We start from the raw sequence: 19,590 nt of genomic DNA, 5'->3' as shown, positions 1-19,590 counted from the left end.
CGGAGCGGTTTACCCTTGCTGCTCCGGCCATTTCTTTTGCCGGGCTAATCAGCGTCGATCGGCTCGTACACGCGCACCCAATCGACATACATGGCGACCTTACCTGCCTTGATCTGATCAACGCTCGATTGGGGAAGGCCGTAGTAAGGCTCGTCTATCATACTGGTCTTGAAAGGATATGCACCGCCCAGCGCAAAATTGAGGATCAGATGCTTTGGGGTGTCAAAGCGCCATTTTCCATAGCGTTCAACCATCGGACGGGTGACGCGATAGGTCAGGCGATCATCGACCATGAACAAGATTGCGTCCCTGGTCCATTCGATCGAATAGACGTGCCAATCGGTTGCATCGGTGCCTTCGTCAAAGAAGAACTTGTTCACTATCGGCGTTTCGCCCGAATAGCCCGGACCATGGAGCGCGACGCCAGTCCAGTCCGGCTCGCCGACATATTCCATAATGTCGATCTCGCCGGTTTGCGGCCACGTCCCATTGCCCAGCATCCAGAACGCAGGCCATACGCCTTCGGCATCGGGCATTTTGATGCGAGCCTCGATGCGGCCATAGGTGAAATCGGCCTTGCCTTTGGAATTGATCCGACCGGAAATGAAATCCGCATTCCGGTCTGCCCTTGTGTCGATACCGGGGCGATAGACCGGACGAAGGACCAGCGCGCCACCGTCAGCGCCTTCTATATTTGCCGCGAACTGGATCGTATCAGGGCTGTCGACGTAGGCTTGCTGTTCATCATTGACCCAGAAATCCATGCCGACAACGTTCCATTTATCGCGGTCGAGAGATGCTTCGTTGAATTCGTCGGAAAAGACAATGGCCCGCGACTGACCCGTGGCGCTGTCATTTTGAGCAGCAGCAACTGAGCCGGTTATTGCACCAGCCATGCACCCTGCCAGCAATGCCAGCGTCCCCAGAATCCCAAAGCATTTTGTCGCCATCAAAGCTGTTCCCTTCTCGACCATTTGAGAACGTTAACAAACAAGGCTGGGCGGGTCCATATGCTTGCGGACAATTTTGGCATAGCAAAACGCTTGCCCAAGGGCGCTGTGCCCCTCATATTTGTGTCAATGCTGCGCCAATATGAACTTGTGGAACGGGTCCTTGAATATGACCCTGATGCCGATGAGGCAGCGCTAAACCGCGCCTATGTTTACACAGTGCAAAAGCACGGCAGCCAAAAGCGCGCGAGCGGCGATCCCTATTTCTCGCATCCGGTTGAAGTTGCAGGGTTAATGACTGACCTTCAACTCGATCAGGAAACGATCATCACCGCGCTTTTGCACGATACGGTCGAAGACACGCTCGCTACGATTGACGACATCGAGGCCAATTTCGGACCAGAGGTTGCGCGGCTGGTTGATGGGGTGACCAAGCTCTCCAAAATCGAAGCCATGCCGGAAAATGAGCGGGCAGCGGAAAACCTGCGCAAATTCCTGCTCGCCATGTCGGAAGATATTCGCGTGCTGCTGGTCAAGCTGGCCGACCGCTTGCACAATATGCGCACGCTTCATTTCATCAAGAAACCCGAAAAGCGCCAGCGAATTGCACGCGAGACGATGGATATTTACGCGCCTCTGGCCGAGCGTGTGGGAATGTATGAATATATGCGCGAGATGCAGGCGCTCGCCTTCGCGCAATTGGAACCCGAAGCCTACAAGACGATCACCGAGCGGCTAGAGAAATTGCGCGGTGCCGATAGCGGCGAGGTCGATGCGATTGCGCTCAAAATCAAGCAGGTGCTGGCAGAAGCGGGCCTATCAGTTGAGGTGACAGGGCGCGAAAAGCATCCTTATTCCATCTGGACCAAGATGTCCGAGCGTCACGTCAGCTTTGAACAGGTCACTGATATCATGGCCTTTCGGGTTATCACCGAAACGAATGCGGATTGCTATGCCGCGATGGGCGTGCTGCACACTACGTGGCAGTTTCTACCGGGCAAGTTCAAAGACTATATCTCAACGCCCAAAACCAATGGCTATCGCTCGCTTCATACCAGCTTGATGTATGAAAATTCGATGCGGGTCGAGGTGCAGATACGCACTCGCGAAATGCATCATCGCAATGAATTCGGGCTTGCCGCGCATTGGGCTTACAAGCAACACGATAAGGCTGATGGCCAGGTCGGCTGGTTGCGCGACCTTATCGAAATTGTTGATGCAAGCCATGATGCCGAAGAGTTGCTGGAGCACACAAGGCTTGCGATCTATCAGGACCGCATCTTTGCCTTTACTCCCAAAGGCGCGCTGTTTCAGCTTCCCAAAGGTGCAACTGCAGTCGATTTTGCCTTTGCGGTGCACAGCGATCTGGGGCTTGCTACGGTGGGGGCCAAGATCAACGGGCGGCATATGCCGCTCAGAACGCAGCTTGCAAATGGCGATGTAGTCGAGATCATCAAGGGCGGTGAGGCTGAGCCACAAATGTCGTGGCTTGGCTTTGTTGTCACTGGTAAAGCGCGCGCGGCGATCCGGCGCGCTGTGCGCCTCAAGGAACGCGACGAGGTCGCCGAGATTGGCTCCAAACTTTTTGACGAGATTTCAGCAAAAGTCCCGGCCAAAATTGGCAAAAAGGCGGTCAAGGAGGCTGTCAAACGCCTCAATATGGACGAGCCCGATGATCTGATGTTCGCAATCGGCGCTGGCAAGATCAGCAACCGCGAGGTGATGGAGGCATTGGTTCCGGGATGCACCTCGGAGTTTGACGATGCCGAGGATTGGGCGCGCCATGAACGCCAAATCTCTATCCGCGGGCTGACACCGGGAGTTGGGTTTGAACTTGCTGAATGCTGTCACCCGGTGCCCGGCGACCGGATTGTTGGCCTAAGGCGCAAGGGTGAGCGAGTGATCGTCCACACCATCGATTGTCTTGAGCTTGCTTCCGGCGTGGATAGCGATTGGCTCGACCTTAATTGGGACAAGCGTTCGCACGGGGCGATTGGCCGTTTCGCGATCACGATCTATGACCGACCTGGAACGCTGGCTGAGATGGCGGGCGTATTTGCACAGAACAAGGTCAATGTGAACCAGCTGATCCAGACCCATCTGGACCATCCATTTGCAACCTATGAGATTGATGCAGAGGTCAATGATGTGGCTCACCTTAACCGCATCCTCTCAGCTCTACGCGCAAGTGACGCAGTGGCGCAGGCTGATCGCATCTGATGGCGCGCGTCGCGATTGTTTCCCTTGAGTGGACAATTTGCGGCAGTGAGAGTGGGAGTACACCGCACCCAAACCGCCTGAAATGCCCGGTTACGCTGGTTAATTTCGCGTTTACCACACATTAACACCGCCCGGCTATCTCCACCATTGAAGCAGCGCCACAAACGCTGATTGCCTTTTGAAAAGGCGCACAATTGGAGCAGGGCTAAGGTGACGGCACAGGATTTCAACATTGTCGCGGCGGATGAGAATGCACCCAGCGTCGCGCCCCAAACAGCGCCAATTTCGGGCGAGGAGCAATCGGCGCATTGGCTCGACCGGTTTTCTCTGGCGAAAAAGCTTGACGCATCGATCTACAGCTCGGCGCTGATCCTTTTGTTTGTTGCCTTCACCGTGGTCGCAACCGCTGCCTATTTCTCTTCTGCTGGTCGCTATGTCGCCGATGTCGCCGGACTCGAAGTGCGCACCACCCACACGGTCATGGAACTTGATGACGCGCATATAGCCATCCGCAATTTTCGCGACCGCAATGATACAAGCGCGCTCGAAGCTGTGCAGCCGGGCCTTGATCTGGCGCAGGAGAATATCCTTTATACCCAAGGGTGGATCACTGATCAGATGCCGCCTGAAACCCATGCGCGCGTTGCCGAATTCGTGTCTCAGGTCGAGGGACTTCAGCGCGACTGGAACCGCATCGCGGCCAACCCCGGCCCAAGCGAAATTGCGGCATTTGAAAGTGATCTTGCCGATGTGCGCGGCAATATCGCAGACTTCGCCCGCGAATTGAGAGGCACACTTGCACCGGCGGCGCGCGACCTGTTCAACGGGCTGGATATGAGTGTCATGTTTATGGCGATCATGGCCCTTATCGCTGTCGTAGTCGGCGTGATGTTCTCGCGAACCGTCAACCGCAATATCGTGAGAGGCATCGCCTGTATAACGCAGGCGATGCAACGGATTGCGAAGGGGGAGGTCCATACGACGATCCCCGGCGCATCGCGCACCGATGAAATTGGCGAAATGGCGCGCTCGCTGGAAGTATTCCGTCATTCATCGCTGGAGCTGAGCGAATTGACCCAGCGCCGTGCGGAAGAGATCGAAGAGCAGCTTGCCCGCCAGCAGGAATCCGCGCGCGAAATGCACAAGTTGAAGCTGGAAAAAATTCATCTGCTCGAAGACCTTGCCAAAGGTTTCGAGTTTTCGGTCGGCGAGCTTATTACCTCGGTGTCTGCCGCATCTGAACAGCTTAAGGACACCTCTGCGCAAATGGTGGGTGTCGCCGAAGGGTCGAGCGATCAGGCCGATAGCGCCAGCAGCGCCATGTCTAACACCTCACGCAATGTCACCGCAGCGGCGGCGGCGACAGACGAGTTTGCGCTCTCGATCAATGAGATCAGTCAGCAAGCCGCCGCCTCTGCAACGCTTGCGCGTGATGCGACCAATCTTGTTGCCAGCGCCAATACACGCATGGACGATCTGTCGAGCGCAGCTGAAGAAGTCGGCGAGATTGCCGAGCTTATTCACACAATTGCCCAGCGCACCAATCTGCTTGCCCTCAACGCCTCGATCGAAGCGGCGCGCGGGGGCGAGGCGGGGCGCGGCTTTGCGGTTGTTGCAAGCGAGGTCAAGGAATTGGCCACGCAGACCAGCGCTGCGACCAGTTCGGTCGCCGAAAAGATCAGCGCGATGCAGGAATCGACCCGCGCAAGCGCAGGGGACTTGGGCTCAATCTATGACCAGATCGGCGAGCTTGAAAAAGTGGCCGTCGCCATCGCTACGGCTGTCGATCAGCAATCAGTGTCCGGCGAAGAGCTTGCCCGCAATATCGATACCGTCGCCGAAGGTTCGCGCCAGGTTAGCGAGCTTCTTGTCGCTTTGCGCGAGGCGAGCGAAGAGACGGGAACGGCTGCGGGCGATGTGGTCGAAAGCGCCAACGCGCTTGGCAAGCACGCCGATGACCTGCGCGAAAAAGCAAGCCGGTTTATCGCCGATGTGCGCCGTTCCGCGCGTGAGCTTGAGGCGGGCGACAATGTCGATTTGTCGAGTGGTAAGCTTTGGGCAGATGCGCAGATTTAGCGCGCTTCGTTAAAGCGGGGTCGCGCTGACGCTGATCTCGTCGCCGGGGGCGAGGTTTTCGGCCTTCATCACCTTTTTGCTGACGAGCAGGATCCATGTTGATTGTTTGTCTTGAGGGAAAACGCTGGTTTTCCATGTCGTTTCACCGATGCGCGCCATGACTTTGACCGAGCCAAAGCCGCGCCCTCGACCCATTTCCAGCCTTTGCATCAGAGCATGGGCGGCAAGCGTTTCTGCCTCGTCGCCTGTGAACCTTACGAGGTGGTAAGTTGCCTTCTCCCCTTGCCAACGACGCAAGGGGAGGGTGGCGGTGACCGTTTCCATCAGCGTGTGTCCCCGCGAAGGCGGGGACCTCCATCGGCTTGGCGCTTCAGTGCAGGAGGCTCCCGCCTGCGCGGGAGCTCACAGGCGTTATTCAGCACCCGCCACCTCGCGGATAGGCACAGGGATATTGCAGATATCCGCGCCGCCTGCTGGCACGATGAAAAACGGATCGCGGCGATTGGCGCGCGCCTCGGCGTAAGCGGCGAAGGTCTCGCTTTCGGTCGAAAGATATTCGAATTGGGGGCGCTGGCTTTCCGGAAGGTCAGAGGCAACCCGGATCGAGAGGATCGGGGTGCGAAGGTTCGCCTCTTCCTCGGTGTAGAAGCCCAAAACGCCTGAACCACGGGGAAGGGAGGAGAGATGCTCCATCCCACTGATAATGCGGCCAGCGAGTGCGATATTGCGATCGAGGTGGCGAGGCGCATGGCCGATGACGGTGTAGAGCTCTGCACCAGAGCCGGTGTCGGGGGAGTAGTTACGGCCAACGCCCACCATGCCGTAGCAGTGGACGGGCCAAGCTTCGAAATCCAACGAATGAACAGTCTCGTAAAATGTACCAACAGGCCATCCATCAAGAAAGGCCGCCCAGCCAGCATACGCGTCGGACAACCTCAACTTTGAGAAATAGTCCTCGCCTTTGGTTCGAGAGGTGTAGTCATCCTCCACCATCACATTCAGTCCTTCGGGCAAAGGCTTAGTCTCAATCCCTTCGCCCTCGGGGTTGTCGTGCCCCGGATCGCCCCATTGGACAACGTAATTGTCCTGCACACGGTTGACGGAAATCCCGTCGTACCACTTGGCGCGGGCGAGGGTGCGGATGTTCTCCACCCACCCTTGGCTGAATGGCGCTGGCATCAATTGGATCACGACCTCACGGCGCTTCCCATCGTGGGTTGGCGCAAGCGTCATCACTAGCAGATCTTCCGCCGCAATCTGCACCCAATCCTTGCTCGGCGCAGCGTTCACAATTTCATTGGGAGAGGGTGCTGCCTGCTCCTCCACCGGCGCCTCATCCTCAGCCAAACTCGGCGTGGCAAGGGCAATCGAAGCGGCGGCTGCAAGGCAAATGTGTTTCATGGCAGGTTTCATGACATCACAGCGCTTGCACCTCAAGCCCGTCCCGTTTAGGGGAGCCTCCCAACGGAGACGTGGCCGAGTGGTCGAAGGCGCACGCCTGGAAAGTGTGTATACGGTAACCCCGTATCGTGGGTTCGAATCCCACCGTCTCCGCCACCTTTCTTAAGGCTTCCCCCAGAACCGCTCTATTTGATCCTTTGCCGGAACTGCGCCACGAATGACGGCGGCGGGTCGCCTTGGGGCATTGTGCCTTTCGGGTTGATGCAGATGAAGCGCACGTTGGGATCGTAACCCGCCGCAGGCGTGTAGGTGCAGCTTGCGAAATCCGGCCGCGTTCCTGCATCCGAAAAGCGGACATCTGTCGCATAGGTGAAAGTAAGCCCCGGCGCATTGCTGCCATCGAAGGCTACCGCGTTGGTTTCCGGGCCAGTTCCGTCGACATCCCCATTATAGAATTCGGTGTCGGCAGGCACGTCGATGATCAGAAAAATGCTGTCATTGGTGGTGCTTGTGCCGACTTCATTGGTTACCGTTGCAGTAGTCAGACGGTCGTTCTGAGGGACGGAATAGAGGCCAGCGAGCCCAGGATCGTACACCTGGGATGAGATCGTCACTGTTAGCGCTCCTCTGGTGAGAGCCGCAATGGTGTCTGCAAATTCGGACGTGATATCAAAACCGCTTCCCGTATTGCGCGATGCCGTCGCGCTGATCTGATCGTTCGCGCTTATCGTGGTGTTTGCACTCATCACTCCGTTGAAATTGAGGTCGCCGCCTGCGTGACTGATGTCGAGCGAGCCGATGAATTCCTCGCCCTCACCATTGCCCGATGTATCAGGGGATGAATTGCGGAAGAACTCCACCCGATAGCCGTCTGTGTTTGCCGGGGCATCAAGGTTGAAATCGTATATGATTTCGCTCGTACCGTTTGCAGCAATCGCATTGATGACCGGGAAATTCAGCAGCGCGTTTGCCCCGGCATCAGCGTCGCCTGCATCATTTTCCGTTACACCGTCATTGCCAAGATCAATGCCCAAAAGACCGTTGTCGTAGATGCTATTGGCTAGGATCGCAGCATTGGTGGTGCCGAGCACTTCGATGCCATTGCGGATATTGTCGCGAATGGTGTTGCCGATCACCTGAATGCCCGAACCTGTCGCATCGAGCCGGATGGCCGATTGGGACGAAAAGGCCAGCGTATTGCCAAGTCCCGCGCCATTGCCGCCGATCAGGAGACTGGACGAAATCGTGCCACCGCCCGAACTGATCAGCGCCTCGCTATTGCCAGAGACGATAGGCGTCGACCCGTCGGCACCCACGCCCAATGAATTGCCCTGAACGGTCACATCGGTCGTGGTGCTGTTGTAGAATTCGATCAGCGCCGCCGTGTAGCCGCCAATCACATTATTCGCGATCACTACTGTATTATTGGTGCTGCCTTGTCCGAACTCAATCGCATCTCGTGACAATGCGTCGCGGTTTTGACCATTTGCAAGGGCCAGATTGCCGCTCGCATCCACGCCGATGTAATTGCCATTGATGGTTATGCCTGTGTTGGTGGAGGCAAGCCCGATGGCAAGGCCACCGTTTCCTGCGATCACATTGCGACCCAAGGATGTGCCATCGCCGATGGTGATGTTGGTGGCGCCATTGATCCCGATGCCATTCCCGGCATTTCCGGTGGTTGAGCCCGCGATAGTAAGTGGCAGTATTTCGTTGCCAAGTATCGTCACGCCCGTTGCAGCGCCGCCAATGAAGATGCCTTCAGCGCCATTGCCACCAATCGCATTGCCTTCCCCCGCCGTGGCAGAGCCGATGGCGATATTGCTCGCCCCTTCGAGCCAGACCCCACGCGACCCGGCGCGCGCAATCGTATTCCCGCGAATGTTGATGTTGCTGACCGCCCTCAAGTCGATTGCGTCATTGCCTCCGCTTATGTCATTTCCTTCGCTTGCAGCGTCGCCGCCGATTAGAACATTGGAGATACTGCCTGAATCAAAGAAGATGCCGTCATCGCTGTTGGGCAGGAGCGCCGATAATGTCCGATTGAACCCGATTACGTTGCGTTGGATGCGGATGGTGTCAGTCGAGGCGGTGATGGTGTCGTCCGTTTCAAGCCCGATCCCCCGCGCGCTGTTGCCGGAGATGAGGTTGTAGGTGATGTCGCGCCAACTGCCTGAGCCGGTGAAGTGGTTGATGCCCTGAACGTTCGCAATGGCGCTCGTCCCGGTCGGATCGGTGCCGATGAAATTGCCCCGGACGGCGGTATCGGTTGCGCCATCGAGAGTAAAAACGCCGATGGTATTGCCGGAAATGACATTGCCTTCGCCCGCTGCAAGGCCTCCGACAACTGTGCCGGGCCCTTGCACCACCACCCCTGGAGAATCGCCTGTCCCGCGCGTGCCGCTGGGCAAAAGGCCGAAATAGTTGCACCGGATGATGGCATCGCTGCCGGTGGGCGCGACGTAAATCTTGCTGTCAAAGCCGGTGATGGAAAGGCCTCTCACCGTTTGATTGGCCGCTGCAATCTGTAGCGCCGTTGAGAGCGCGCCAGTCAGATGAATTTGTAACGTTGGCGGCGTGCCAGCCCAAAGGTCGCCGCATGATGAGCCGGTTTGCGTTGTCCCGTCGATGGCGTCGTTCGCGCCGCTCATTGCTGGCAATAGCGAGGAAAGAGTGATGGTATGCGGGCCTGCACCGGGGATTTCAAAGGAAATGGTGTCGGCAGCCGGACTTGCATTGGCCGCGTTTATCGCCTCGCGCAGCGAACCGCCGCCGCTGTCATTTGTGTTTGTCACAAGAAACGGGTTCGCCGGCTGTAATGCGATGACAGCCAGTACCCATCTTCCTGTTCTGACAAACGAGTAGCTCATGCTGGTGCTGCTCGCCGACGCAGGCTTTGTGCTTGCCGCCCCGATGACGTCGGCAGCGTTGATCACATTGTAAAGGCTCGTCTGTCCCGCACCCGCCGTGACGGCATCGGCTTCGTCATTGACCGCGAGGGTCGCCACCATAAGCTGGTTTGTCGAGGTCGTGATGCTGCCCGATGCAACGGTGCCGTTGCCGCTGAAGATGGTTCCCGAGAGCGGGTTGGTTTGATCCACATTGGCAAAGGATTTTGCCCCGACCACGACGGCTGCGCTGTTGGAAAGGGAGACGACCAACTGGTTGGTGCCGCTGGCGGGGGCGGTGCGCCCCCACAGGTCGAGCGTCGCTCCTCCACCGCCATCAGTCAGGCGGCCCAGAAAGTTCAGCGCCTGCCCGGCGTAGGTGACTGAGGCGACCGTTGCATCATTGCGTTCAATCGCGACAGAGACGAGAATATACCGATTGGAGCCGCTGCTAACGGTGTGGTTCGCAGTGAAGGACGACCCAGCCGCTTCGAATGCGGTGGCAGGATCGACGGTGATGGTTTGCGCATGGGCACGCTGTGTCCATGAGACGATTGCGATCAAACAGAAGGCGAGCGCCGCAAACGCCCGCACAAGGCGCAAGCCAGGGTTAACGCGAAGCCCGCCGATCTCAGCCATCATGGCGCTGCTTTACCAGCACGCGGCTAAGACAAGGCTGCTCGCTCTTTGCGAGATTATGCGTAGAGTTTTCCCTTGTCGGGCCATCGAAGCGATGGCGAACCCGAACGGTCAATTGCCCGATAAGCATCAGCAATTACGAAAGAAATAACCTTAGCCGTCTGCTCACTATTCCGCGTTGTCCAATAGCCTTGGTTTCTTTTTTCTAACCGCCTCATGCGCGATGAAGCGTATTGCCGGGTTTCCTTTAACTAGATTCGCCCGGCGCATATAAGCGCCATGTCTCGGCAGTCAGCCTTCATCAAAAACGGTATCAGCCTCGCAGCAGCGGCGCTGATTGTCTTGCCGTGCGCGCCTCTCCTGGCAGCGGGCGTTGATGCAGGGACACTTATCGAAAACCGTGCCGAGGCGACATTCGAGACGCCTCAGGGCAGTCAGATAACCCAGTCAAACACCGTCACCGTGCGCGTGGATGAAATCCTCGATGTCGCGCTTGCATCCCTTGATAGCGGACCCATCACCACTGCAACCACCAGCGTCGCTCTCAGTTTTAGCGTGACCAACACTGGCAACGGCCCGGAAGCCTTCACATTGAACGCTGAGCCCGCGGTTGCGGGTAATGACTTTGACCTCCAGATCGACGGGATTGCCATCGATACCAATGGCAATGGCATTTATGATGACGGCGTCGACCTGCTGCTGAGCACACCAGAAGTAACGCCAGAAATTGCTGCCGATGGCGCTTTGACGGTCTTTGTTCTGGCCACCGTTCCAAACGGAACCGCCGATGGAGAGCGAAGCAAGGTCGAATTGCAGGCCAGCGCGGCTACAGGGTCGGGCGCGGCGGGCACAACGATCAGCGGCGCTGGCACTGACGGAACCGACGCGATTGTCGGTGTCAATGGCGCGCAGGCTATCAGCGAAGGCGAAGTCATCTTCGCCTCTCAGTCAGTCTCGCTTGTCAAAACGGCAACTGTCCTTGACCCCTTCGGAGGATCAAGCGCGGTCCCCGGAGCGACAATTTCCTATTCGATTGAGGTTTCGGTGAGCGGCAGCGGCAGTGTCGACAATCTGACCGTTACCGATCCAATCCCGCCCGGAACAACATATTTGCCCGCAACCCTCACACTCAATGCGGCGGCATTGTCCGATGCGTCGGGTGATGATGCAGGTGAAGTCACCGCTTCGGGCGTGTCTGTTGCTTTGGGAACTGTCGCTGCGGGGACTTCCAACACCATCCAATTCGACGTGCGAATAGACGAGTGAGGCCCACCATTATGCGTACTCCCATCAAGATCATCACCTTTGTGATTGCCATCTTTTTTGCGGCCTCCGGGGTCGCCGTATCCGCGCAGCAGCCCGTGACGCTTGAAGGCGCGGCCTATCTTATGAAGCGCGAGATCGACGATAAGGGTCAGGCAGTTACCAAGCTTACCCAACCCGACGTCGTGGTGCCCGGCGACCGCATTTTGTTTGCGACCGAATACCGGAACGTCAGCGCAAGCGCGGTGACCAACTTTGTCGTCACCAACCCTCTCCCTGCCTCGGTGCAGCTCACCCCTGATGCCGATCCCGAACTGATCGTTTCTGTCGATGGGGGCTCAAACTGGGCGTCCTTCGTGAGCTGTCGGTGCCAGATGGCGCGGGCTCGGCCCGCCCGGCGACACCTTCCGATGTCACTCACTTGCGCTGGGTTATCGCGAATATCGCGCCGAACGAGGCGGGTCGCCTCGAATACATCGCATCCGTGCGCTGAAGATTTCAGTGCCCATGCCGTCCTTTGAACCAATCCGTCTTTAGAACGAGAAGCGCCCGTGACCCATTTAGCAAGAGCAATTGCCACCACTGCGACGATTGCCATTCTGGCTGCCGGAGCCTCGCCTGCGCTTGCCGATGGCACCAGCGCTGGCACCACCATCACCAACACCGCCACGGTCGATTATCAGATCAACGGTATCAGCCAGACGCAGGAAATCGGGACGGGAAGCTTCACCGTCGACCGGAAAATCAACGTGACAGTCGCGCGGCTCGATACAACTGCAACGAGCGTAACTCCGGGCGAAAGCGATGCAGTGGTGACATTCACCGTGACCAATGTCTCCAACGCGGCGGTCGATTTTGATCTTGGCGTGGCTCAATCGGCAACCGACGACTTTGACCTTAGCAATGTGCGTATCTTCCTCGATGATGGGGCAACGCCAGGCGTTTTCGATGGCAGCGATACGCAAATCACTTTTCTCGACGAAATAGCCGAGGATGAGACGGTCACGGTTTTCGTGGTTGGCGATGTCAATGTGGCGCAAACCGATGGACAGACGGCTGACGTCATTCTGACAGCGGACGCGCATGAGGCGGGCGGGATCGGCACCCTTGGCGCAGAAATCACCGCGTCATCTGGCGGCGATACTGCTGGCGTGGATACGGTCCTCGCCGATGGAGCGGGCGAAACCGACAGCGCTGCCCAAGGCGATTTTTCCGCGCTCGACAGCTATGAAGTGAGTGCAGCCTCGCTCACTGTTCTTAAATCCAGTGTCGTGATCAGCGATCCGGTCAATTCCACGACCAATCCCAAGGCCATCCCCGGCGCGACGGTGCAATATTGTATCGCGGTTGAGAACGCAGCCGATGCGGCGACCGCTCAATCGGTTGTGGTGACCGATACACTGCCAGCCGATGTCACCTATGACGCTGGTTTCGGCATCTTTGTGAACGGCACTTATGACAGCGGCAATAGCAGCTGCAACGCCGATGGATCGTCCGGCGGCAGTTTTGCGACCGGCACCGTTACCGCGCCATTGAGCGACATTCCCGCCTCAACAACCCGGACGGTCTACTTCCGCGTTACCATCAACTGACCTTGCAGCCATGCCCTGCAAAGACCTTCCCGAAAAGCTGGAAAAGTGGATGAAGCCCGCCCCATAATAGCCAAAGTGAGCGCCTTGTGCGCGCTCATTTTTGCGACTTTCTTTTGGGGCGTAAGCGCGAACTCTCAAACGATTGAAAACGTCGCTACCGCCAGTTGGGAGCAAAATGGGCGAACAGGTTCGCTTTCATCCAACACTGTCCAAACCGCTGTGCTGCGTCCAGCGGTTGCGATCGCGACTTGGGTGGCTGCGCCAGGTGCAGGCGAGACAATCAGTTTTCAACCTGCCCGCTGCCTCAATTCGCAAGGCGAGTCTGTCAGTGGCAATGGCGATCTGACTATCTCGACACAGGCCATTGAAAGTCAAAGCGTGCGGCTTGGACAGACGCTGATTGTTCAATTCGAAGATGCGAGCCTCAATCAGCAAGCTTTTGCGATTGATGAAATAGCGGTCGCTCTGGCGGGCACTTCGGGTGACAGCGAGCAAATCCGCGTTCAAGAGACGGGAGCAGATACGGGCATTTTCCGAGGGGATATTGCAATTAACAGGTATCCGGGCGTGCCCGTGCCTAATGACTGCAGGATCGAGGCGGCACCCGGTGATCAGATACGCATTGCGCTGGGCGATGCCTCGGCGCCGCTTGGCCTTGCCTCTGTGACAGTTCTTGCGGATCCGTTCGGGATCGTTTTTGACAGCCGGACGGGCGAGCCAGTGTCGGGTGCGCGTATCACCATGGTTGATGGCTCTACTGGTGCCCCTGCCGACATCTTTGCAGAGGACGGCGAGACGCGTTGGCCCTCTAGCGTTATCAGTGGTCAGACAATCACGGATGCTGCGGGCAAAAGCTATCCGATGCAGCCGGGCGAATACTGGTTCCCTCTCGCACCGCTGGGTGATTATCGTTTGGTGGTCGAGCCTCCGACGCCTTACTCGGCGCCTTCCACCGCAACGCCGGCTGAGCTTGCGTCGTTGAGAAGAGGCGATGGGCAAGCGTTTGAAATATCGGACAGTTCTTTTGGTGGTATCCTGAGCCTCGTCAACCAAACTCCGGTTGAGATCGATATTCCGGTCGATGCAGCCCCGATTGCAATTCAAATCAGCAAATCATCAGTCAAACAGAGCGCTCTTGCGGGCGATAATGTCTTTTACGCGATTGATCTGCGCAATACTGATCCCTCGCGGACAGTGCGCGGATTGAAACTCGAAGACAGCGCCCATTCTGCACTGCGTTATCGCAGGGGAAGTTTGCGAATAGACCGTGAAGAGCCGGACCCGGACGCGGTTACTTACGCTTCAGACGGCTCTGGCTTCCAACTCGCGCTCGGTGATCTTGCCCCGGACGAAAGCCGCCGCATCGTCTATGCCATGAGCGTAAGGCCTGATGCCCGCGCCGGGCAGGCGGTCAACACGGTGGATGCTTCTGACGCGAGCGGACTTCTCGGCACCGCCTCTGCCACACTCAGGATTGAGCGCGACAATCTCGCCGGACGCATGACGATCATTGGCCGGATCACGCAAGGGCCGTGCTCGGCAGATGGTGAGCGCGAGGGCGTTGCCGGCGTACGCGTGATGCTGGAAGATGGCTCTTACGCGATCACCGATGCAGACGGGCGCTATCACTTCGAAGGCGTCGTCCCCGGCTCGCATATCGTCAGGCCCATAAGCAGCACGTTACCGCAAGGAACCCACTTTGCAGATTGCGAACGCTCCGTGCGAACGCTGGGCAAGGCAGACCGGAAGGTGATCGAAGGGCAGGGGGGAAGCCTTGTGCGAGCAGATTTCTTCGTAGAAAGTGCGTCCGGTGCTCACACTGCCGAAGCCACAGATCGCTTTCCAAGAATTGGATATGGCAATGTGCTGGAGGTGGCTGAACCCCTTCCAGAGAAACCGCTTGACCAAATCGAAGTTTCGGCCCCGCCCATTACCGAGCCCGCCGACTGGCTAGCGCTCGGCGATGGGCCGGATGGATGGCTGGCTCCCGCGCTCGATGAAAACCCGCGCGCTCCGGTTGTTAAAGTGGCCATCCGCCATCGCAAGGGGCAGACAGTGCGCCTGTTCGCGGAAGGTGAGGAAGTAAGCCCGGTCGCTTTCGACGGAACGCTTGAAGCAAGCGATGGCAATTACGCAGTCAGCCTGTGGCGCGGTATCCCCTTGCTGGATGAACGCACAAAGCTGAGCGCGCAAGTTTACAATAGCTTTGGCGGGCTCAATCAGACCATTGAAAGAGAGGTGTTTTTCACCTCGCAGCCAGCCAAAGTGGAGCTGGACGAGGCACAATCTTCCCTGATTGCCGATGGGCAGACCAAGCCCGTCGTCGCGGTGCGCATCACCGATCGACAAGGCAGGCCCGTGCGCGAAGGTGTGTCAGGGCGATTGATCATCAATCAGCCGTATCAAAGCGCGGCGCTGGTCGATACGCAGCAGCTTCAGCAATTGACCAGATCGAGCAATCTGGACGCGCGCTGGGTCATCGAAGGTTCTGATGGCGTTGCCCGGATTGAGCTTGCTCCGACGATGATCAGCGGGCGGCTTGAGCTTGAATTTTCATTCGATAACGAGGGAGTTGAAAGGCGCGAATTCGTTACCGCTTGGATTGCGCCAGGTGACGTAGAGTGGACCATCATTGGTCTTGCCGAAGGGTCAGTTGGCGCGCGCACCGTTGCCGACCGGATGGAGACAGGCGAAGGCTTCGACAGCGACCTTGGAAAGAATGCGCGTGTGGCGCTTTATGCCAAGGGGCGCGTGCTTGGGCGCTATCTCGTGACACTCGCCTATGACAGCGCCAAGCAAGAGGATCAGCAACCGCTTCTCGGCGCGCTTGATCCCAATGCCTATTACACGGTGTTTGGCGATGGCTCGTCGCGCCGTTTTGACGCCGCATCGCGCGAAAAGCTTTACCTGCGCGTTGAAAGCAGCCGGTTCAATGCGGTCTACGGCGATTTTCAGACAGGTTTCACTCAGACAAAACTGGGCCGCTACCAACGCACCGCGACCGGCCTTACCGCGCAAGCGCGCCTCGGCGATGCGTCGATTGAAGGCTTTGCCGCCAAGATCGGCAGCACTTTTCAACGCGACGAATTTCAAGGCAACGGCCTTAGCGGGCCCTATACGCTTTCAGCCCGAGACATCATCGCCAATAGCGAAACCGTGATGATCGAAGTGCGCGATCGGTTCCGCTCCGAGATTATCGTCTCTTCGCAAAGGCTAAACCGTTTTAGCGATTACGACATTGATCTTCTGTCAGGCACAATCTCTTTTGCGCGGCCCATTCTAAGCCGTGATCTCGACCTCAATCCGCAGTTCATCGTGGTTGAATATGAAACGCTCGGAAACGGCGAGGGTGACTGGAACGCTGGCGCGCGTATTGAGTATGAAGGGATCGGCCAAATCGTTGATGTGGGTGCCACCCTCATCACCGACGCGCAGGAAGGGGCGCGCACCAACATTGTCGCCTTCGATGCCGAAGTGACGTTGAGCGATACAACGCGGCTGCGCGGCGAAGTCGCGATGAGCGAGGGCCAAGGCACCACAAGCACAGGCTGGCTTGCAGAGGTGCAGCACCAATCGGGTGACCTTGACCTGCTCGCCTATGCGCAATCAGTCGAAGATGACTTTGGCGCAAGCCGGATCAGCGGCGCACAGGTCGGTCGCACCAAGGTTGGCCTTGATGCCAATTTGCGCCTGAGCGATGAATTGAGCGTCATAGCCAATGCGTTTCAGGACAGCTCGCTCACCAGTGATCTGCGGCGTCGGGCGATGCGTGGGGCATTGAATTATCGGACCCCTGAACGCGATCTGCAATTGGGTTTGGCGCGGTTTGAGGACCGGCTCTCTGACGGCTCTGTCGACCTCTCGACCCTGATTGAAGCATCGGCAAACCAGCGGCTTCTGGATAGCAGGTTGCAAGTGGGTCTTAGCACCAGCTTTGCATTGCAGGGGCCACAATCGCGCGACTTACCCAACCGGCATAGCCTCGACTTGCGCTATGCCCTGACGCCCGATGTGCGCCTTGTGGGCAATTATGAAATCGCGGACGGCAAAGATTTCAGCGCCGATACCTTTCGCGCCGGTTTTGAATTGTCACCATGGCAGGGCGCACAAATTACCTCTGCCATCGGCAATCAGGCCATCGGCGAAGATGCGAGCCGAACTTTTGCCGCATATGGTTTGAGCCAATCGCTCCAAGTGACCCCTTCCTTGACCATTGACGCGAGCCTTGAGGGCAATGTCGCAATGAGCGCTGCGCCGCCGATTGACTATGCGGTCAATTTTGGACAGCCGCTCGCCAATGGGTCGCCTGTTGGACAAGGCGGCGGTTTAATCGAAGACTTTACCGCCGTGACCCTTTCCGGAACATGGCGACGCGAGCGTTGGAACATTTATGCGCGCGGCGAATATCGCGATGCGGTTTCTGCTGATCGCTGGGGCGCGAGCTTTGGCGCGGTGCGTCAGTTGGGTGAGGGCAGTATCGCAGGAGCACGGTTCAATTGGACGAACGCCGCCGATCCGAACGGTGCCAGCACGCAGATCGTCGATGCCTCGCTCAGCTTTGCCTATCGCCCCGGCGCCTCTCCCCTCTCGATGCTGGGCAAACTTGAATATCGGCGCGATGAAGTCGTGGGCGCTTTGCTGAGCAATGTTTCACCGCTTGGGCGTACGGCTCTTGTCACCGATGGCGATGCCTATTCAGAACGTTTGATCGCAAGCCTTTCGACCAATTGGTCGCCGGGAAGGGGGCTTTTCGGGACAGGGCTTGCGGGCGGCAATGAATTCGGCCTGTTTGTGGGCGCACGTTATGGGACCGATAGTTTTGAAGGCCAGACGCTTGACAGTCTTACCACTTTGGTTGGCCTTGATGCGCGCCTCAGTCTGAGTGATCTGATCGCAATCGGCGCTAACGCAAACCTTCGGATGAACCATTCGGCAGGCCTCACCAGCTATTCCTATGGCCCCTTCGTCAGCGTCGCAGCGGCGGAAGGATTGCGATTGTCTCTTGGCCATAATTTCGAAGGCTTTACCGATGCAGATTTCGAGCTGGCGAGGCAGGTCAGGAAGGGCCTGTGGGCATCGTTCCAATTCGCCTTCGATGAAGACCTGCTGGGCCTTGAATAAGATAGAGTGGTTGGTTGGGGCTTAAAATTCCCGCGCTACGTCAAATCACCTACCGCGCCGTTGCCTATTCTCACGAAGTTTTCGAGCAATCTTGGCGTCTCCCGTGATTGAATAAATGTATGCGAGATTATGCTGAAGGAAATCCCGCTTTCCAGCCTCCAGATGGGTATGTTTGTTCATAAGATGAACGGCGGCTGGTTCGATCATCCGTTCTGGAAAGCAAAATTCCTGATCGACGAGCCGCAAAAGCTGCGCACCTTGCAATCGTGCTCTTTGAAGAGCGTGGTGATCGACACATCCCTTGGTAAGGATGTTGAAGAGGGAGCGGCGTCATCGAATGGTGGCAAGGCAGCGGTCGCAGATGAAAACCATCGCTTGAAATCCATCAAACGCCGTCAGTCAGCGCGAGAGCGCGTGCCCAAACCTGCGTCGACCGCAGCCGAAGTGGTGACAGCGCAGGCGCTTGTCGACAATGCCAGTGCAAAGCTGAAAGATATGTTCAGGGCCGCGCGTTTGGGCCGCGCGATCAGTGTTTCCTCCGTCGCGCCAATCGTCAGCGATATTCACGCCTCGATAAATCGCAACTCACAAGCGTTTCATGGCCTCATGCGTTGCAAGCTCAAAAGCGAGTTTGTGTATCGACATTCGCTTTGCGTGAGTGCCTTAATGATTTCGCTGGCGCAAAAGATGAATTTGTCGACCAAAGAAACGATTGATGCAGGGCTTGCAGGGCTGTTGCTGGATATTGGGACGAGCTACTATCCCAAAACGGTCAACCCGCCGAACGGGGATTTCAGCCAACTCGATCCCAGGATCTGGCAACAGCACGTGGAGCTTGGCCATCGCGCTTTGCGATATGATGATGCGGTGTCCGACTGGGTTCTCCATGCGTGTCTCCATCACCATGAAAGGATTGACGGGGAAGGCTTTCCCGAAGGGTTGAACGGGGGGGAGATAAGTGTCGGCGGAAAAATGGCGGCTATCTGCGACACCTTCAATTTCCTGCTGAATAATGCAGGCGAAAGTGCATCGCTCGATCCGGCAAATGCGCTAGCCATCTTGCGCGAGAAAAAGGGAGCGTTTGATCCCGACATCCTGCGTAAATTCATCGAATCGGTCGGCCAATTCCCCGTTGGCTCTTTTGTTCGATTGCGCAGCGGTTTGCTCGGCATGGTTATTGACGAAAACCCCCGGCACGCGACGCGGCCTCTGGTCGAAGTTTTCTATTGCCTCAACGAAGGCAAACGCATTGCGCAGCGCAGAGTGAAATTGGGCGACAGCTTTGATGAAGATGAAATCATTGACACCGCTGACCTGTCAGGGCTCGACCTTCCAGCCGAGGATTATCTGAGAGAGATTATCTTCCTTGCTGCACATCGCTAAGGCCGCTCAGTGCCCGTCAGCCACCGTTAAGTCGCTTTCTGGCGCGTAAGACTAAAG

General features: G+C 57.4%; 11 protein-coding genes and 1 tRNA gene. 8 read left to right on the top strand and 4 right to left on the bottom strand.

What is annotated here, in order from left to right:
* Window positions 1-44 precede the first annotated feature (44 nt).
* Window positions 45-950 carry a family 16 glycosylhydrolase gene (locus INR77_RS13275; protein WP_223071496.1) on the bottom strand — a complete coding sequence of 302 codons (906 nt, stop codon included), beginning with the start codon at window positions 948-950 and terminating at the stop codon, window positions 45-47.
* A 129-nt stretch (window positions 951-1,079) separates the two neighbouring features.
* Between INR77_RS13275 and INR77_RS13270 the strand changes: the two genes are divergently transcribed.
* Complete coding sequence (locus INR77_RS13270) at window positions 1,080-3,170, top strand: bifunctional (p)ppGpp synthetase/guanosine-3',5'-bis(diphosphate) 3'-pyrophosphohydrolase (RefSeq protein ID WP_223073572.1); 2,091 nt, start codon at window positions 1,080-1,082, stop codon at window positions 3,168-3,170.
* Between the two features lie 210 nt (window positions 3,171-3,380).
* Window positions 3,381-5,246, top strand: coding sequence for a methyl-accepting chemotaxis protein (locus INR77_RS13265; RefSeq protein WP_223071495.1), 1,866 nt, complete (start codon window positions 3,381-3,383; stop codon window positions 5,244-5,246).
* Between the two features lie 9 nt (window positions 5,247-5,255).
* On the opposite strand, the gene INR77_RS13260 is transcribed toward INR77_RS13265, so the two are convergent.
* Window positions 5,256-5,570 (bottom strand): DUF1905 domain-containing protein, encoded by a 315-nt coding sequence (locus tag INR77_RS13260; protein WP_255573790.1) that lies wholly within the window; start codon window positions 5,568-5,570, stop codon window positions 5,256-5,258.
* Between the two features lie 87 nt (window positions 5,571-5,657).
* Window positions 5,658-6,647: a peptidylprolyl isomerase gene (locus INR77_RS13255; protein ID WP_223071494.1), complete on the bottom strand. Its 990-nt coding sequence runs from the start codon at window positions 6,645-6,647 to the stop codon at window positions 5,658-5,660.
* Between the two features lie 65 nt (window positions 6,648-6,712).
* Between INR77_RS13255 and INR77_RS13250 the strand changes: the two genes are divergently transcribed.
* Window positions 6,713-6,803: transfer RNA gene (locus INR77_RS13250), tRNA-Ser, on the top strand.
* A gap of 29 nt (window positions 6,804-6,832) precedes the next feature.
* Here the strand turns inward: INR77_RS13250 and INR77_RS13245 are convergent.
* A complete protein-coding gene (locus INR77_RS13245; RefSeq protein ID WP_223071493.1) occupies window positions 6,833-10,177 on the bottom strand; it encodes a right-handed parallel beta-helix repeat-containing protein in 3,345 nt (1,114 codons plus the stop codon).
* 276 nt (window positions 10,178-10,453) lie between these two features.
* Here INR77_RS13245 and INR77_RS13240 point away from each other — a divergent pair, with 276 nt between their 5' ends.
* The 5 genes from INR77_RS13240 (at window position 10,454) to INR77_RS13220 (ending at window position 19,533) form a co-directional block, all read left to right on the top strand.
* Window positions 10,454-11,440 carry a hypothetical protein gene (locus INR77_RS13240; RefSeq protein ID WP_223071492.1) on the top strand — a complete coding sequence of 329 codons (987 nt, stop codon included), beginning with the start codon at window positions 10,454-10,456 and terminating at the stop codon, window positions 11,438-11,440.
* Window positions 11,441-11,451: 11 nt separating this feature from the next.
* On the top strand, window positions 11,452-11,958 hold the full coding sequence (locus INR77_RS13235) for a hypothetical protein (protein ID WP_223071491.1): 507 nt from the start codon (window positions 11,452-11,454) through the stop codon (window positions 11,956-11,958).
* Window positions 11,959-11,988: 30 nt separating this feature from the next.
* Complete coding sequence (locus tag INR77_RS13230) at window positions 11,989-13,029, top strand: hypothetical protein (RefSeq protein ID WP_223071490.1); 1,041 nt, start codon at window positions 11,989-11,991, stop codon at window positions 13,027-13,029.
* A gap of 45 nt (window positions 13,030-13,074) precedes the next feature.
* A complete protein-coding gene (locus INR77_RS13225; protein ID WP_255573789.1) occupies window positions 13,075-18,150 on the top strand; it encodes a TonB-dependent receptor in 5,076 nt (1,691 codons plus the stop codon).
* Between the two features lie 129 nt (window positions 18,151-18,279).
* The gene (locus tag INR77_RS13220) at window positions 18,280-19,533 is read left to right on the top strand and encodes a DUF3391 domain-containing protein (RefSeq protein ID WP_223071489.1); all 1,254 of its coding nucleotides are present in this window, start codon (window positions 18,280-18,282) and stop codon (window positions 19,531-19,533) included.
* Window positions 19,534-19,590: the final 57 nt, after the last annotated feature.

Origin of the sequence: Erythrobacter sp. SCSIO 43205, from assembly GCF_019904235.1 — a bacterium.
Lineage (GTDB): Bacteria > Pseudomonadota > Alphaproteobacteria > Sphingomonadales > Sphingomonadaceae > Erythrobacter.
The sequence above is the reverse complement of the archived record's forward strand: the minus strand, read 5'-3'. Positions and strand labels throughout refer to the sequence as shown.

Bases quoted from the DNA above. Each gene is read 5' to 3' on its own strand.
- INR77_RS13275 (WP_223071496.1), bottom strand. From the start codon at position 950: ATGGCGACAAAATGCTTTGGGATTCTGGGGACGCTGGCATTGCTGGCA.
- INR77_RS13270 (WP_223073572.1), top strand. From the start codon at position 1,080: ATGCTGCGCCAATATGAACTTGTGGAACGGGTCCTTGAATATGACCCT.
- INR77_RS13260 (WP_255573790.1), bottom strand. From the start codon at position 5,570: ATGGAAACGGTCACCGCCACCCTCCCCTTGCGTCGTTGGCAAGGGGAG.
- INR77_RS13255 (WP_223071494.1), bottom strand. From the start codon at position 6,647: ATGAAACACATTTGCCTTGCAGCCGCCGCTTCGATTGCCCTTGCCACG.
- INR77_RS13245 (WP_223071493.1), bottom strand. From the start codon at position 10,177: ATGATGGCTGAGATCGGCGGGCTTCGCGTTAACCCTGGCTTGCGCCTT.
- INR77_RS13240 (WP_223071492.1), top strand. From the start codon at position 10,454: ATGTCTCGGCAGTCAGCCTTCATCAAAAACGGTATCAGCCTCGCAGCA.
- INR77_RS13235 (WP_223071491.1), top strand. From the start codon at position 11,452: ATGCGTACTCCCATCAAGATCATCACCTTTGTGATTGCCATCTTTTTT.
- INR77_RS13220 (WP_223071489.1), top strand. From the start codon at position 18,280: ATGCTGAAGGAAATCCCGCTTTCCAGCCTCCAGATGGGTATGTTTGTT.